This window comes from Sphingobacterium sp. UBA6320 (assembly GCF_002440335.1).
GTDB lineage: Bacteria > Bacteroidota > Bacteroidia > Sphingobacteriales > Sphingobacteriaceae > Sphingobacterium.
The window spans coordinates 33,358-51,661 of the sequence record NZ_DJTA01000032.1; the positions used below are offsets into that span (position 1 = coordinate 33,358).

Annotated in this window: 10 protein-coding genes; all 10 read left to right on the top strand. The window is 41.8% G+C overall.

The window, feature by feature from the left end; genetic code table 11:
* Positions 1–45 precede the first annotated feature (45 nt).
* The 10 genes from B3P23_RS20625 to B3P23_RS20670 all read left to right on the top strand — a co-directional run bounded on the left by B3P23_RS20625 (position 46) and on the right by B3P23_RS20670 (position 18,238).
* Positions 46–3,525 carry a TonB-dependent receptor gene (locus B3P23_RS20625; RefSeq protein WP_293929218.1) on the top strand — a complete coding sequence of 1,160 codons (3,480 nt, stop codon included), beginning with the start codon at positions 46–48 and terminating at the stop codon, positions 3,523–3,525.
* Between the two features lie 2 nt (positions 3,526–3,527).
* Positions 3,528–5,324 carry a DUF4397 domain-containing protein gene (locus B3P23_RS20630; RefSeq protein WP_293929220.1) on the top strand — a complete coding sequence of 599 codons (1,797 nt, stop codon included), beginning with the start codon at positions 3,528–3,530 and terminating at the stop codon, positions 5,322–5,324.
* A 49-nt stretch (positions 5,325–5,373) separates the two neighbouring features.
* Entirely contained in the window at positions 5,374–6,579 is a 1,206-nt protein-coding gene (locus tag B3P23_RS20635; protein WP_293929222.1) for a hypothetical protein, read from the top strand.
* Positions 6,580–6,602: 23 nt separating this feature from the next.
* The gene (locus tag B3P23_RS20640; protein ID WP_293929224.1) at positions 6,603–7,691 is read left to right on the top strand and encodes a fasciclin domain-containing protein; all 1,089 of its coding nucleotides are present in this window, start codon (positions 6,603–6,605) and stop codon (positions 7,689–7,691) included.
* Positions 7,692–7,708: 17 nt separating this feature from the next.
* Entirely contained in the window at positions 7,709–9,061 is a 1,353-nt protein-coding gene (locus B3P23_RS20645; protein ID WP_293929225.1) for a fasciclin domain-containing protein, read from the top strand.
* Positions 9,062–9,167: 106 nt separating this feature from the next.
* A complete protein-coding gene (locus B3P23_RS20650) occupies positions 9,168–10,166 on the top strand; it encodes a fasciclin domain-containing protein (RefSeq protein WP_293929227.1) in 999 nt (332 codons plus the stop codon).
* A 31-nt stretch (positions 10,167–10,197) separates the two neighbouring features.
* Positions 10,198–13,512, top strand: coding sequence for a TonB-dependent receptor (locus B3P23_RS20655; protein ID WP_293929229.1), 3,315 nt, complete (start codon positions 10,198–10,200; stop codon positions 13,510–13,512).
* A gap of 156 nt (positions 13,513–13,668) precedes the next feature.
* Positions 13,669–15,837 (top strand): IPT/TIG domain-containing protein, encoded by a 2,169-nt coding sequence (locus tag B3P23_RS20660; protein WP_293929231.1) that lies wholly within the window; start codon positions 13,669–13,671, stop codon positions 15,835–15,837.
* Between the two features lie 528 nt (positions 15,838–16,365).
* Positions 16,366–17,508: a sensor histidine kinase gene (locus B3P23_RS20665; protein WP_260946293.1), complete on the top strand. Its 1,143-nt coding sequence runs from the start codon at positions 16,366–16,368 to the stop codon at positions 17,506–17,508.
* Positions 17,483–18,238 carry a LytR/AlgR family response regulator transcription factor gene (locus B3P23_RS20670; protein WP_248754374.1) on the top strand — a complete coding sequence of 252 codons (756 nt, stop codon included), beginning with the start codon at positions 17,483–17,485 and terminating at the stop codon, positions 18,236–18,238. The genes B3P23_RS20665 and B3P23_RS20670 overlap by 26 nt, the downstream gene beginning before the upstream one ends.
* Positions 18,239–18,304: the final 66 nt, after the last annotated feature.

Sequence of the window (18,304 nt, forward strand, 5' to 3'; positions counted from 1 at the left end):
GTCATGAATCTGCTATATAGTCTTGTGAAAGGACAATAAATACATATGAATTTTTATCAATGCATGCGTGTTATGAAAATCACCATGATGTTAATGACTTGCTTGTTGGTTCAGGTCAGTGCGTCTACTTTTGGGCAGCGTATTACACTGAATAAACAAAATAGCAACATACCATCCATATTACAGGAATTCAGAAAACAAAGTCAGTACGACTTTTTTTATGATACTGAATTATTTAAAAATACCAAACCGATCCATATTAACCTGAAGGATGCTTCCATTGAACAGGCATTAATGGCTTGTTTTTCTGATCTGCCTTTTCGATATGTGATTAAAAATAAATTAGTAGTGGTGACCGAAGCTCCAGAAAATGCTGGAAGCAAATCCAAACCCGAACAGCAGCAATTTACGATCACCGGACGCGTCCAAGATGTGAATAATAAAGCGGCTCTTGCAGGGGTTACCATTCGGGTCAAGGGTCTTCAATTAGGAGCTACCACCGATGCCGCGGGCAATTTTACAATTATTGTTCCCAAAAGCACACAGGTGTTTGTATTCACCTTATTGGGATACCAATCCCGAGAAGTATCGATTAATGCCGCCGAACGTAATATCCTAATTCAACTGCGTTCTGCTTCAACAGCATTAGATGAGGTGGAAGTCAGGGTACAGGCGCGACGTAAAGCAAATACCGAAGTTGCCGTTTTGGAAGAGCGTAAACGAGCATCTATTGTTCAGGATGCCATTTCGGCTGAATTGATACAGCGTACGGGAAGTATTACCACGACTCAAGCTTTACAACGGGTCACCGGAGTAACCGTTACTGACGATAAATATGTTGCGGTACGCGGTCTTGGTGACCGATCGGTGATTGGACAGCTAAACGGAGTACGTCTGGCATCATCGGATCCTGACCGTAGTTCTATCCCTTTAGATTTGGTACCTGCTTCCTTATTGGATAACATCACCATATATAAAACGGTGACACCTGATAAACCGGCAGATGCGGCTTCGGGGATTGTAGAACTGAAAACAAAGTCTGTCCCCGATCGGATGACTTTCGAAGTCATAGCACAGACCGGATTAAATTCCAATATTGGGATGGGAGGGAAGTACAATAGTTTCTGGAATAGTGAGATGGGATTTTTGGGCACAAAGATCAATAATAAAAATCTGTCGACTGATTTCTTACATCTAGCAAAAGAATATCCCGCAGGCTTATCATCGATCCACAATATGATCGCCAACAGTAATTATAGCAACAATGCTTATCAGGAGGTCGGACGGATTAACGGCATTATGCAGGGCTTTGATCCTGTGATGACCAGTACCTATAAAAAAGCGCCATTGAACCAGTTGTATTCGGCCACCTTTGGAAACAGTTATGACCTGTTTAATAAGAGACATAAGCTAGGGGTCATTTTAGGTGGTAATTATTATAGAAGAACAACCGATATCAGTGGCGGTGACTTGACACAATATAGTATCTATCAAGGAGTCGTAACTGGTAATCCAGACGTGTACAGTGTCCGCAATATTCCAAATTATATTACACCCAATAGTCTGTACATGGGCAAATATCAGACTTATAAGGAAAATACCGGAACCGAAACATTGAATTATGGAACGCTGGTGGGACTGACCTACCGATTTAATCCACAGCATGAAATCAGTATGCAGTACCTCGGGAGCTGGGGCGGTGAAACGAAATCTACTCACCTAAATGGTCGATACGAATACACGGGTTTGCCGGGAGAGGTGAGAAGTACAACCTATTCGCTTAAACAGACGTTCAGAAACTTGAATACCTTCAATTTACAAGGAGAACACAAATTTTTAAAAGGTGATCTTTCTCCTCGTCTAAGTTACAATGTGGCCAGTTCAAAATCCAAACAGAATGATCCTGATTTTCGTTTCGCGAGTCTAGCAGACTATATCCCGCGTGGTGGAGGTTATTATAGCAGACCAGTTGTGGGCGCAAATAATGGTGAAACACAAGAGGTGTATACTCAACATTTGTATGCCTTGACTTCAGGTTATGTCAATGGATTTGGTACCTATGGTATTATGCAGGCGGAGCCGAATGGCCGGAGATGGCGAAATCTGACAGAACAGAATTACAATTACAAAGCTGATATCAGCATTCCTTTCCGCTTATTAGGTCAGAAGCAAGAGTTCAAAACAGGGGTAAACTATTTGTTTCGGGATCGGGATTTTACAGAAAACCAGTTGTTCTTACCAGGATCGAATTTTACCAGAAATAAAGCATTACCGCTCTATGACGTTGAAGGTAATCTGAATCGTCTGGTCAGTAATGAAATCATTGGAGTGAAAATACCAGCAGCAGGTCAGGGTGAAGGAATGATGCCTATCGGCGGATTTTTATATAACAGTCAGAAATCACCGAACAATTATACCGGTTATTTTGAAACCAATGCCCTATACGGTATGCTTGATCTAAAATTGACCGACCGTTTCCGTATGGCAGGGGGTGTTCGATTTGAAATGACCAATATTGGCTCTACAGTCGATACAGCTGGCGTATTTTTGGATCCTTCATTGACAACAGGTGCCAATGGAGAAGCTCCAATACCGCTTAATCCGATTGATCCAAACTCGGTCTATAAAACAGGTTATAAGCCTTTTTACTCGTTGAATGCAACGTTTACCTTAAATGATAACATGAATTTCAGGGGCGCTGTCAATACGACCTTAGCAAGGCCGGAGCTTCGGGAAATAACCAATGTATTTGAATTTGACGCTTTTCAAATGGGATTGGTCGTTGGAAATCCAAATCTAAAAAATCAATATACACAAAATGCAGATTTTAGATGGGAATGGTTTCCGGCAAAAGGTGAGGTTATAGCCGTTTCGGCTTTTGGTAAGCGTATCGAAAACCAATTGGTCAAAGTGTTTAATCTGGAAACTCAGGGATTGGCAGCTACTTACCCAGAATTTCCGACCATACAATTCCAGAATGATGTCAATGTCGGTAAAGTATGGGGAGTAGAGTTTGAAGTGGTTAAAAACTTGGGAACTTTGATCGATCCTTTACGCAATTTCTTCGTAGGCTCCAACCTCATGCTTGCTCAAAGTGAGATCCAAAAATCAGCGGCGCGCTATGAAGCCAATCGCTCATTGGATCGACACTCACCAAAAAATAGTCCCCTGTTTGAACAAGCTCCCTATTCGATCAACGCTTGGTTAAATTATGATAATGATCAATCAGGAACAGATCTAACGATGACCTTTAATATGGTCGGCGAACGCTTGGTCCAGATCAATCTAACGGGTGAGCCAGATCTATATACACAGCCAGTTCCTTATCTGGACTTTGTATTTAGTCAACGGATCAATAAAAGAATTCAATTTAAGGGCTTTGCCAAAAATATCATGAATCCAGCGATTAAAACGGTGTATGCTAATCCGCAAACGGGAGGAAAATGGTACGGCAACGAGTACATCAACCGTAGTTATAAACGCGGTGCGGAAATCATGGTAGGCTTTACATATAATTTATTGTAGTCATGCGATATCAAAAATTAGACTTTAAACAGTACAAACGCGATCATACGCAACAAGCTTATTGGTGTCGCCTAGTGGATAACCACCTCATATATGTGGCCATTTTATTGCTCTTTTTCATGTTTACGGCCTGTCAGAAAGAAAAAATGGATATGGGTGTTGACAATCGGGCGGTAACGGAAAACCGTGAACGATCCAATGTGCGGATTATAAATATGGCTGGATTTAATCAGGTTATTTCAGGTAAAGATAGTTTAACCAATTTTATCGTGCGTCGTCCAGACGCTCCAGATACGGATCGCTATCCGGGTACATCCTATTTTCCTGTAGACGGACGATTGGGTAAAAGCTGGGTAATTCCACAGGATCTCTTTAACCAACAGGATCAAGTAAAGCTTACGTTGGGGATACGTCATTATCAGGGGGCTTTAGATCGGGACATTACTTTTCAGGCTGCCAACGATTACCGTAAACCGATGGATTATTTCTTGATGCCTACGTTATTTATGGATGGACAACCGGATATAGTAGCAGTGCCACGTGCGGTTTCCGCTCCTTCAAAACCGGATCATTTTAAAATCCGAGTCGTCAATCTGGGTGGTCCTATCAAACATCAGACCATGGGCCTTTTGGGTATGCAGGAAGATATTACGGGGGCCGTATCTCTAGCGTATGCCGATGGTACATTGGTCAGTACACAAACCAATAATATACAGACAAATGCAGTAGCTTCTGATTATATTGAACTGCCTTATGGTACCTATCAGTTTAGGTTATTGCTCCAAGACGGAAGGCAGATTCCAGCTTTGGGAGCAGATACTTACGCATACACTGTCCTTCATCCGTCGACATCCACGATCGCTATCGATCATTCGAGCAATAGCAATTTGCATTACGCTCCCGTCACGACCTATCAACCCGGTGGCGTGTATACCTTGTTGGTTGCTCCCGGAGAATTTAATTACTACGTCGATGAAATCGGAAATACCTCTTCCTATTATCAGAATGCTTTTCAGGTATTGACCGATGTAGCAGCTCCTGCCAACCGTACCTATTCCCGTATTCAAGCAGCTAATGCGCGAGCAGGTCAACCGGTCAATTTTCGGGTTGATGGTAAACCACTAGCCAATGCTTTGACTTTTGGTCAGGCCAGTAATTATCTCAATATGATTCAGGGAACACATATGATAGAAGCCTTGGATGCATCAGGCAAAGTATTGGCTTCTTTGGAGCAGGCGATGCAACCGGCACAAAATTATACCATTTGGCTTTATCCCCAACAAGATGGTAAACCTCAACTGCTATTAGTGGCCAATGACTTAAGTGGTTCGGTCTATACAGGAGCTCAGGATGATGCCAGTTTTGCCCGTTTACAATATCAGTTTTATTTCCCAAAACGCTTTTTAAACTTATCCATTGGAAATCCATATGTGACGTTTACCGTGGGCAATGGACAGTCTCCTGCCACGTCTTTCGATAATCGGGACGCGGTAGAAAATCTACAACCTGGAATTCCGAAGATGGAAAGACCATATATCGGATATCGAACGCTCTATAATCCTTTTGAATTTATGGTCTATCGTTCTACACCTGATGTCATTCCAGGTATTTGGGCAAGCGATATCAGCGTGTTGACACACGAAGCTTTTATCGCCAATAAAAAACTTTACGAGAAATCAGGACGCCCCGAACCCATACAGGAAGCAGGCGTATATACGGTTGCTCTTATTGGCAAGAGTTCAAAAGATGCTACTGCGACCGATAAAGCAAGAATGATTTTAGTTAAACATACCCGATAATGGAAGGCATAAGTATTCTTGTCTGACCATGATTTAAAAAAATATTGATATGAAAAATCAACGATTAACGATTTACTTAGCACTATGGCTGCTGTGTGTTTCCCTATTTACAAGTTGTAATAAGGTGGAATATACAGCCATCGCCGAACCTGCCTATCTACGGGTGTTCAACAACCTCAATTATGTTCAGACCTTAGGCAGTAAAGATGATAAAGTGCCCTATTTCTGTATGTTGATCAATCCTACCTTTGGTGCAGGAGGAGCAATAACAGGAGCCGAGATTGTAGGTGACTTTCTGGATAAAAGAGCAGCTTATGCTCCACCTTATCCCTCACATATCGGAAATAGTACCACAGTGGATAATCCAGAATATCCAGGTAAAGAAAATGTACTGGTAGGCCCTATCTTAAACGGATTTGATTTAAGCAGCTGGGCTCAAGTTCCGTCGGGAGACCTGCGCATTATTTTCGCCTATCGACCAAAGAACAGCATTCCTTTTTTGGAATTAGAAAGTCACCTGAAGACAGATGTTTTAATCGATACGGTGATCCATTTAGCAAGTAAAGAGGTGTATACCCTGCATCTGCTGCAAAAAGATTTTGTGACCAAAACGCATGGATTGCTCTTGCGTCAGGAGAATTTTCATAAACTGCCACTTTCTGATTCCTTGGTCTATGTCAATTTTTACAACATGAGTGCAACAGGCTTCTTAGAGGCCGATCTGACTTTGAAAGATGATGATTACTTATTGCGGAGTTTTAAAAATGGGATCAAAGACGAGATGAATATCTTTCTTTCGCTGTATGAAAGTCAAGAAAAACCTTTTGTTCAAGCACAGACAGTACCTGGTTATAAAGGTAAATTTTTAACGCGATTGACCCGTAATAATACCACCGCTGCGGTCAGTCCTTATGTGAGTTTTCCGCTGTGGGCAAGCAGTAAAAGTAATGGTATCCAGACTGATATCTGGCAACGGTTTGATTTCTTTATTCCAGGTATGGATATTACCAATAATCCTTTTTTCTCCGGTGATATTGCTACTGGAGGCAATTGGGCATCCGTGAACTGTCTGAAGAATGGCAAAGTATCATTAGAAGGATCTGATAATGGAACGCAGTTGCCAAACCTCTTGGTGAATGTGCATTCCGGCACCCATAATCCACAAACTTTTGCAACAGTCAACACATTAGAAGTGGTCAATGGCCGGATTTACCTGACCACCATTCAACGCAAATATGCACCACCAGTTTATTAACAGTTAGCTAGGAGATTTTAAATATGAACTATAAGATAATCGATAAGAGAAGGAATCAAGTATGGCAGTTCGTACTGGTTATGCTTTCGTTTTTCCTTTTCTCTTGCGAACATCCGGATTTAACGGTGGTCGCACCCAACGAGAACTTACGTCCGGCATCGGATTTTATCAAAAATAATTATGAAATGACCTTATTCAGTGCCGCGCTGCAAAAAGTGGGATTCGCATCAACATTAAATGAAAAGGGACCTTATACCGTTTTGGTGCCTACAGATGCCGCATTTAATGAATTAGGCATATTTAGACCTTCAGATTTTGATAAGATGAATCTGGACAGTTTAAAAAAAGTGATCCAATACCATATTCTTCCTCGCCGTATGCTCTTGCGGGATATCCCATCAAATGGGGTAGATGTGCGCTATGCCACGCTAGCCGGTTCGGAGTTATATGCTTCGCTAGGTTCGGTGGGACCAAATGGTGGTACGCCTACAAATGAGCTTTTTTTCAGTGGAGCAAAGGCGTCTAGAAAAGATGTGATTTTAGCCAATGGCGTTTTGTATGTTTTGGATAAAATGATGAAACCACAATTTGATACCTCTATTCAGGCCTGGTTGGCAGCACGTCCTACCTACCGTGTTTTTGTAAGTGGGTTGAAAAAATTTGGTTTATGGGATCAACTGGCAACGAATGGGCCCTTCACCATCTTTGCGCCGACCAATGAAGCATTGGAAGAAGTGGGTATTACCGAAGAAACATTACAAACATTAAGCCCAGAAAAATATCGTGCTGATGTGCTGTTTGGATCTTACCTCATCTATGACAAACACTTTTTTGTATCCGATGCTAAAGTTATGGGGATCATTGCGACTACTGGGGGCTATACCTATCAGTTAAAGAACAATCTGCATGAGATGAGTTTTGCTGCCGGAGAGGACTACCCCAGTTTTATATTAAGTTACTACCTCAGATTGCGTGCAGACCGTACCGTCACAGCACCTATAATTGCTCAAGTATCGTATGGAATCAGGGCAAAGATGGACTATCTGTGTCGTAATGGTGTGGTACATGATCTTAATCAAGGATTGGTAAGACCTGAACAGGCTATTAAATAATATCACAAATTATGCTGATGAAAATGCAACAAATCAATACACTATATAAGCTGGCCTTTATGGGCTTGCTCATGACGCTGTTATTTGCCGCCTGTAAAAAAACAGAGTTTATGCCTGCGGCGGAAGGCGAGCAGGTGCCTTATAAACCTGATGCGACCGAGAGTGTTACCGAAATATTAGGTAAAAATCCGGATGCGACATTATTTTATACGGCTTGGAAAAAGAGCAGCATGGAGGAGAAAATCAAGGAAAAAGGAAGTAATACCACCTATACTTTGTTGGTTCCCAACAATGCGGCGATGACTGCCGCAGGTCTGACCGAAGCAAAGATTGCACAAATGCCACGGGCAGATGTAGACAGCCTCCTGTTATTTTATACGGTTTTGGGTATGATATCCCGTGATGAACTTCGAGATAATAGTTTACCTGTAAAAAGTATGCTGATGAATCCGGGTTTACGAGTTCCTTTTTATGAAGGTGGAGTGGGATCAGGTCTTGGCCAACGATATGATCCCTACTATTACAAACATTATCTGGCTATACGCGATGAACAATTGCTGATCAATGGAAAGAAAGCCGGTAAAATGAAGTATCAACCGGCACGTAATGGTGCACTTTATTTTTTGGAGCAAACCGTTACCAAACCGACAAAAACTGTTTTGGAAGCCTTGGAGCAGGATGGGCGTTTTACCATGTTTCTCGAATTGCAACGCCTTTCTGATGATGCTTTCGTGGAAGTGATGGTGACTCAAATGGAGCCTTTATTTGGCTATAAAATGTCACCTGAAGAATATTGGCAGAATTTTCCTGATGCGCGGGAGCCTTATACAAAAAAATGGCTAATTGGACCAACACCCAATCCCGACTATGCTGATCCCAATATCACCATATCGACTTGGTTTGCACCGACAGACGCTGCATTTAAGCGTGCAGGATTTAAATCTGTAGCAGAAATGCTTCAATTCAATGAGACTCGTGGACATGTGTTTTTTGATGAAGGAACGTTTCAACCCTCTGGTGGTTATCCATTGGATAGTATCGTCAACTATCATCGGGATTGGGGACGCTTTTTTGCGATCAAAGATCCGGCTTATGGGTTGGCATATCCCAATAGTACGGTATTTTTTAGTAATGATCTGACGGCCGATTTCTTACAGGATTATTACGTCAACATCGGTGGAAATGCGCAGGTGCAATATGCCTATAAAAATCCTTTTGCTTTTTCAGCATCCAATGGAAAGCTATCCATGACCATAAAAGAAAGTGGCGGTACACCTGTACAGATTATCGATACCGATATCAATACCCTCAATGGACCGATACATGTTGTGGACAATCTGCTGTTGCCAAAGGAATTTAAATTAAAGTAGACACTTAAATCGTATGGAAATTGAAAAATAACAAGATATCGATACGATTTCAGGTGAACGCTGAATAACAAAACGAGCTGGTAAGCTCATGATTAATAAACGATAGATGAAACTACAGCTAAGATATTATAAGCAATTGGGGATATTGCTTTTTGCAACTTTCATGGTGACCTCATGTAAAAAGGACGAGGTACTGAATAGTCATGACAATAATAGGGTCAATTTGGTCATAGCCGACAACTTTAATCTGTCCAGTTTTAGTGCCGTTTTGCGTAAAAGCGGCATGGATAAAGTTTTACAGGATGGAGAAGGACCCTATACCTTATTGGCACCTTCCGATGCGGCTTTTTCAGCAGCAGGTTATGGCGATGCGGTATCAGTTTTGGCGGGAAATACGAAAGTGATCAGCAGAATTGCTCATTATCATATGTTGGATGGTAAATATGAGTTAAATAAACTTCCTTTTTTGTTTAATCAGGAATTACGCACGCGCGGAGGAAAAATGTATGCGACCCATTGGTTAAAGGGAGGGGATACGGTATTGACGCTCAACGGATCACGTGTACTGGCTCAAAACATCGCCGCATCCAATGGACTGATTCAGGTCTTAGATCGGGTGCTGACGCCCTATGTGCACGATTTGATTGGGAATGCTATTGCTGCTGATCCCAGTATCACCTTATTTGCACAAGCTTTAAAAACTTCTGGACTGCTACAGACGATAAGTGATGCCGGCCCCTATACGGTATTTGCACCAAATAATGCAGCGATGCAGGTTTTGGGATACAGTACGGTGCAGCAGATTCAATTGGCAGATCCAGATAAGCTCCGAAGTTTGTTGCGCTACCATATTGTGAAGGATAGACGTTTTGTATACGACTATATTCTGAGTACGGGTGCTTCCAATAAGGCGCAACAGGGCATGATGGACGGTAATAGCATCAGCATCTCACTGGTCCCCAATCCAAATGCTCCTAATTCTTTTCAAGGGATCAGCTTACGTGGAATAGGGAATACTTCAGAGATCAAATTACTAAAACAAGATATGTTAAGTGGAAATGGGGTACTGCACGTGATCGATGGCGGTTTACGGATTACCCAATAATCAAATTAGGATTAGCTAAAAGAAATTAAAAATGAACAGTTATAGCAATAGGAAGCCAAGATCTGGTCCGTCTTTAGGGAAAGGGATGGTTTGGTGGAACCATATAAAAGTAGCCTTGTTGTGCTTCTTTTTTCTAATAAGTACCTCACTTTTCGCGCAGGAAACATCAGGTGCTTTAACAGGGCGTGTGCAACATGTCGATGGGCATGCTGTTGCAGGCGCTTCAATTCTGGCTGTACATACCCCATCGGGGACACGCTATTCGCTCGCTACCGATAAAGATGGGCGCTACACCTTAAACAATCTCCGTATTGGTGGACCCTATACGGTGACCGTGAGTATGGTCGGGATGCAAAGTGACACACGTACGGATATTCAAATCCGTCTGGGTGCGGCACAGGAACTCAATTTACAAGTGCAGGAGGGCAGTCAAGCATTGGGCGAAGTTGCTGTAACCGGACGTGCGCAGCGACAACGTGTGGATACGTATGGTGCAGGACGTAATATCAGTGCTGAACAGGTGCGCAATATGCCTACGGTGAGTCGTTCGATTACAGATGTGACCCGCCTGACACCACAAGGAAGTCGAGACAATAGTTTCGGAGGAACTAATTTCAGGTATAATAACGTCACCGTAGATGGGGCAGTCAATAACGATGCAATTGGTTTTTCACCCTCACTGGGTGGACAGACAGGGACTTCGGGCATGGCCGGAAGCAGTACGCGTACCAACCCGATCTCCATAGATGCCATACAAGATATGCAGGTCTATCTGGCACCCTACGATGTTAAAATCGGAAATTTTACGGGAGGTTCGGTCAATGCCGTAACCCGAAGCGGTACCAATAAAATCGAAGGCTCAGTCTATGGATATGGACGCAATGCTGCTTTAACGGGTAAAGACCGTGTGGGAAGTCTCGGTAAAATGGATCATGATTTTTATGACTACCAGTCCGGATTTAGAATTGGTTTTCCAATTATAAAAGATAAACTTTTCTTCTTTAGTAATGAAGAGATCACCCGTCGTCAAGATCCTACACAACTGTATGCAGGTACTACCGAGACAGCCCATATTCTGAGTGAGGATGATGTCAAATCGATTGCTACAGCAGTGGGTAGCCGTTATGGAGATGTGTTTGATGCAGGTACTGCCGGTAAGTACACCAACTGGTCAAAATCCACTAAGTTTTTTAACCGTATCGACTGGAATATCAATGATAGACATCAATTAGCCATTCGTAACAATACTATTTTTAGTAGTGCGACTCACATGGACCGGGATCAACAGGATTTCCGCTTTTCAAGTATGGCGTTTAAGCAAACAAATAATCAAAGCAGTACAGTAGCTGAATTGAAAAGCCGCTTTAGCAATAATCTTTCTGCTAATGCAGTACTGGGGTTTACAGTAGTAAACGATAGACGGGATCCGTTGAGTGACCCTACGCTTCCTCAAGTACAGATTCAGGGGCGCACTCCGGGTACGACAATTTACCTGGGAACTGACCGTGAAGCCAGTATTTTTGATATGCAACAGCGGACATGGGAACTGACGGCAAATCTGAACTGGAACCTTGGCCGGCATAAACTCCTTTTTGGTACTCATAATGAGCTTTACCGTATTCGCTATGGTTTTGTGAATGCTTGGAATGGACGTGTAGACTATAATAGTATCGACGATTTTTTAAGTAATAATCCTTACCGTGTACGCGGTAGTTACAACTATAAAAACAATACGCGGGACTATATTGTGGACCATCCTTCGACAGATTTTGGAATCAATATGTACAGTCTTTATGTACAGGATGAGATCAGGGTAAGTGATCATTTTCGCGTTACGCCAGGTTTACGTGCCGATTTTACACACCTACCGGAAATGCCATTATTAAGTGATAAGGTCAGGAATATACAATCTGATCCATACTTTGGGACTACTTATGACTATACGCCTTTGTCACGGATTTCAAATGATTTCCTTAATCGCGTACAGTTGTCGCCCCGTGTAGGATTCCGCTGGGAGGTGTTGGAAGATCAAAGTTTAGTAGTACGTGGTGGAGCAGGACTTTTTACAGGACGGATTCCTTTTGCATGGTTGGCCTATGCGTTCTATAATACAGGGGACAGTTATGGTGCTTTTGATCAGCGTGCAGATCAGAAACCTTTTGCTCCGGGAAGTGATGCGATTAAACCCAGCCCCAATGGATTGGCCGATTTTATTGCCGCAAATGGAGCTGTAGTAAATGATCCGAAGAGTGGTAAAACGCAGGTTGATCTGGTTGATAATGGCTTTACAATGCCTCAGGTACTGCGTGGTAGTCTGGGTATTGACTATGAAACAGCGAACAACTGGAAGTTTACAGTCGAAGGTTTGTATACCAAAAATATCAGCGATGTGCTCTTTCAACAGTTGAATGTCCATGATAATCCACTTTATTATGGTTATGATATTCATCAACAGCAACCGGTGTATCAGGGTGCGGTTGATGATCGTTTCTCGAATATTTATGTATTGAGCAATACCGATCAGGGCTACCGTTATAACATCACGGGGACAATCAGCAAACGAATGAAGAATTTTAATGGAACAGCGAGTTATACGTACGGAGAATCAAAGGATTTGAGCAACGGGGTGCGTAATTCTATGGAATCAAATTGGCAACTGAACCAATCGCTTATACCAAACAATCCAAAGTTAGCCTATAGTAATTTTGATATTCGTCACCGCATCGTTTCCAGTATCAGTTACGATCATTATTGGCGAACGGCTGGAAAAACAAACATCACCTTGTTTATCAGTGCACAATCGGGATCTCCATTTACTTATGGCATAGTAAACAACAGTATTCAAGGATTACCACAACAGGTGAGTTTAGTCTATGTACCAAATCCGGAGGAAGCAATCCGTTATTTTAAAGATATTCCTAGTGGAAAAACAGCGGTACAACAAGCTGAAGCATTTAACAAGTACATCGATGGCAATGCTTATCTCAGCAGCAGAAGAGGAGATTTTACGGAACGTAATAGGGGACGTACACCTTGGAATGTGCAAGCGGATCTCCGCATTGCGCATGATTTGCCTGTGAGCACTAAAAAAGGACAGTTTATGACGATTTCTGCCGATGTGGTCAATGTGACAAACCTGCTGTACAAAAAGTGGGGCGTACAATATTTTTCGCCTAATACGTTCAATTCGACCAGTAGCGTGGGTTTGACACCGACCTTGTTTCCACCACAGCAAAATAATGGAAACTGGTCCGTATTTACGTTCAATGAACCTGGACAAACTTATAGTATTGATTATTTCAATTCAAGAGCACAGGTACAACTCGGAGTTCGGTATACGTTTTAAGCCCTGTTAGTAACCTTTAGGAGTAATTTAACAGCTGCTCAGTGCCCTGAAATCAGGGTTAGAGGCAGGCAAAAGATAGTATCTTTTGCTCATGCGAACGCAAAAAAAAAAGAGAGCATATGGATATTCCATCTGGTAAAATAAAAAATGAAAGTCATGAAAACATGGACAAAATATAGCCTCAGTATCATCCTCTTTATTTTGGTACTTGGAGGTAGTGCAGGTTGTGAAAAGAAGGAAGATGCGCTTCCTGAGACTGCAATGAACATAATCGATTATTATCCAAATTCAGGAAAAGAGGGTACGCTTGTGACCATTGAAGGCGAAGGCTTTGGCACCAGTATAGATGCCTATAAAGCAACGGTAAATGGTCAAGATGCCGCTGTGATCAGCGCTACAGCAACGGCTGTTGTCATTCGTATACCGGTGGGCGGGAGTACCGGAAAACTGGTATTGAGCTATGATAACAAGATGATGGATGTGGGTACCTATACCTATCAAAATTTAAGTGTACGTCAGGTGTTTCCTGCTAATGGACCTGCTGGTTCCCAAATACGCATTGGAGGTACGGGATTTGGAAGTATTACTCATCCGGCGGAAGTCTTTATTAATGAAAAAAAAGCGTTGGTCGTCAGTATCAGTGATACCTTGATCGTAGCAGAGGTGCCCAATGAAGCTGGTTCCGGATCGGTATGGGTTAAAGTGGATGGCATGGATGCGAAAGGGCAAAACTTCACTTATCAGGCCATAAAAGGTATCAAGCCATTAAGCGGAGGAAAAGACACGCGTGTGGTGATTTCGGGAGAAGGTTTTGAGCAATTGACTACCCAAAATATCGTAGAATTTAATGGTAAGCAAGCTCTTGTGGTTGAATCTACCCCAGAGCGTTTGGTCGTAAAGGTTCCAGAAGGAGTAACCACAGGACCCTTATCGGTCAATATCAATAATCAGAAAACAACAGGCCCGTCTTTTACTGTGGTGGATAAACCAATCATCCAAACAGTAACCCCATTAAGCGGTCCAAAGGGGGCACAAATGACGATTAGTGGATCTTTATTCAGTAAAGAGCTGGATGAAAACCAAGTATATATCAACAATATATTGATACCGTTGACCTCAGCTAATGAATCGGAGCTGAAACTAACCGTTCCAGGAGGTACTGGGTCTGGCGTTATCCGTGTTGTGGTGAACGATCAGGTGAGTCATGGTCCACAGTTTAAAGATCAAAATCTGGGGATTACTGCGATGACACCAGACAACGGATTGACCGGTACGAGTGTGACGATTAGAGGCACAGGTTTTAGCACAACAGCATCAGAAAATAAAGTGTATTTCAATGGCGTATTAGCAATGGTAAAAACAGCAACGGAGAATAGTTTAGTGCTCGAAGCACCTCTAGGATTAAGCACTGGAAATGTGAAAGTGGTTGTTGGTGGGCAGGAAGCCCTTGCTCCGCAATTGTTTAAACGAGCAGGTGTAATGACTTTGGCGGGGGGACCTAGCAGTAATACCTTTGCCGGATATATGTCTGCCATTGCTACCGATCAGCAAGGGAATATCTATGTAACCGATACGAATAATAAACAGGTGAAAAAAATAACCCCTTCGGGAGCTGTTTCCATTCTGCAGGTCAATGGAACAGATGCGGTGTTTGTCAAACCGTATGGCATCGTCATCGATAAGCAGAATACCATGTATGTGAGTGATCAGGGTACCAATCAGGTGATCAAGATTACATCGGCTGGTCAACGTTCGGTCCACACGTCGGGATTTGCATCCGGGCATATGAGTATCGACGATGCTGGAAATCTGTATGTCAATATCAATGGATTTGCTGCAGGAGTCAATAAGGTCAATCCAACAGGAAATTATAGTAAAATTAATGGCACGGGTTGGGTGACAACCCGCACGGTAGTAGATGCTTTAGGAAATTACTACTATCCAGATCAAAATGCCATCAGTGGGAATGGTTTGATGCGTAGGGGATCTGATGGTATTACGATGAATGCATGGATCGGTTTTTCAGATGCAGGCTATGCGGATGGTATTGGAAGTGCTGCACGTTTTCAGGGCATTAGCAGTGTTGTCCTTTTTGGAAGTAATACCATGTACGCTACGGATAACTTTAATTATGCATTACGAGAAATTGATGTGGCAACTCGAAAGGTATCCACTATTTTCAAGGCGAATAACAGGGGTTATACAGATGGATCTTTAGTAGAGTCACGCTTTGGAGCTTTGGCCGATATGGCGGTCGACAAGAATGGTAATATTTATATCTTGGATCCGGACAATAAAGCCATCCGGAAGGTTTTCTTGAAGTAGGAAAGGTCTTATTCTTTAAAATAATGGGTACAACATCCTGATAAATTGGTCTTATGATCGGTTTGTTAGGATGTTTTTTTGTTATATACTTATTGTTCAGTAGCCCAAGATCTAGTCGTTTGTGTGCGGAGATCGCCCTCGGTATAGATTGCCTCCATAATAAAAATTTGAGGCATGTGTCCCATCAGTTATATTCAATAAACATTTCAGCATGAGATTGGTCATATTCAGCTTTCAATTTTGAGGGTTGAGTGCGTAAGTATGAACTAATTTGCGGAAGAAGCACGATCTTTGTAAAAGAAGAATAGGAGGGCAGATGTTCACGCAACACGTAACCAAATTTATAACCTAAGCGCACAGGTTTTGATCAATCAATAGCGAAGACCTGAGCGCTATACCGGTACCATCCTACTACCGATCAGTTCTACTGATCTGCCCTACGGATAAGGGATGTCTGGCCTATTTGAATTGACTGGAGTCTAATGAATAAAAATGAAAGCATTATTTATGATTTAATTCATAGCAAGTATGAAGGGATATAGCGATCTGGAACAGATAAATAAACGATTTTTACCAACCCGTTTAAGGAAAATGTTGTTGGTGTTTTTTGCATTTATTATATTTTACCTGGTATCCTATATCCTCAATCCCTATAGTGATTTCTGGAAAGAGTACCTGCAGAGGCAACCTTATGAAATCGTTATTGAATGGCTCGTGACCTTTTTGTTCTGCTATTTAATTACAGAGTCTAGCTTCCTGATTCATAAAAAACTAAACCTGCGTGTTCCATGGACGCAAAATAAATCTAAAAGGTTGTTTCTCGAAGTAATCCTCAATTTTGGAGTCGTGGTCATTCTGATCATGATGAACATGCTTTGTTTTTCTTGGATCTACTCCGATTTACCCGATACCGATATCTCCATGGAAGAGATTAAAGGTTTACTCCAGTGGATGGTGATCAGCTTGGTGATTTCATTTATGATTATTTCCATCAATACCGTGAGTTTTTTGATCAATAACTGGATCGATACCTCCATGGAAATGTCTCGACATAAAATTCATGCGGTAGAATTGAGACAAGCTTCTGTGGAAGCGGAACTCAATACCTTGAAACTGCAGCTCGATCCGCACTTTATCTTTAATAATCTCAGTATATTGTCCGAATTGATTTTGGAAGATCAGCAACTGGGGTTTGAGTATTCCGAAAACTTTGCCAAAGTCTACCGTTTTTTACTGGTTAACAGTAAGAAGAATTTAATTTCTTTAGAAGAGGAAATCAGATTCCTGAGGTCTTATATCTTTTTGATCGAAAATAGGGTCGGTACCGGTGTTCATTTTACCATCGAAATTGATGAGCGGAGCAAACAGCTGTATATCCCGCCGCTTACGCTGCAGTTATTGATCGAAAATGCAATCAAGCATAATGCGACCCATCATAAAAAACCCCTTATGATCAGCATTTACAATCCTGAGATTGATCGGGTGGTCATAGAAAATACACGTTCGCCCATCGATCGGACACAGATTGCATCTACAGGTATCGGATTAAAAAATATAAATAGTCGTTTTAAACTTTTGGGGAAGAAAATTCCAGAAGTATTTCAAAATGAACATACCTTTATGGTATCTATTCAATTAATAGCGTATGATAGAGAAAATAGTAATAGTTGAGGATGAAAAACTCAATGCAGACCGTCTGAAACGTTTAATAAGCGAAATCAATCCAAACGTAAAAATTATTGCCGTATTGGACAGTGTGATGGATACGATAGAATGGTTCAAGGAAAATGACGAACCGGATGTCGTTATGATGGATATTCGCCTTTCTGATGGGGTTAGTTTTGATATTTTTGAGAAGGTGGCTATCCAATGTCCGATTATTTTTACGACAGCTTATGATGAGTATGCGGTACAGGCATTCAAGTACAATAGTGTTGATTATATCTTAAAGCCTGTTGAAAAGGAAGAGCTCCATACCGCATTAAACAAGGTGGACGATTATAAATCAAAAATGGAACATCAGTTGTCCATTGATAAGCTGATCAGTTATGTCAAACAAAAGGAGTATCGGACTCGTTTTCTGGTTCCCTTTAGAGATGGTTTTCAAACCATATTGGTGACCGACCTGTCCTTTATTTATATGGATATGAAATTGACAAAAGCACGATTGAAAAATGGTAAAGATGTTGTGTTAAATTTGAGTTTGGATGATCTTGAAAAGCAGCTGGATCCAAAATTTTTCTTTAGGGCCAATCGTCAATTTATTATCCATGTCGACTCTGTAGATCAACTGGTCAATTATTTCAATAGAAAGCTCAAAGTTATCCTGTTTAATGCTGATTGTGAAGTGATCGTGAGCAGGGAGAAATCCAATCTCTTGAAAGAATGGCTGGATTCGTAACGGCATAAGCAATAGATCCATTGTTTTGCTGATTAAGGCGCATATCAGATCTGATCAGGCCGAGAT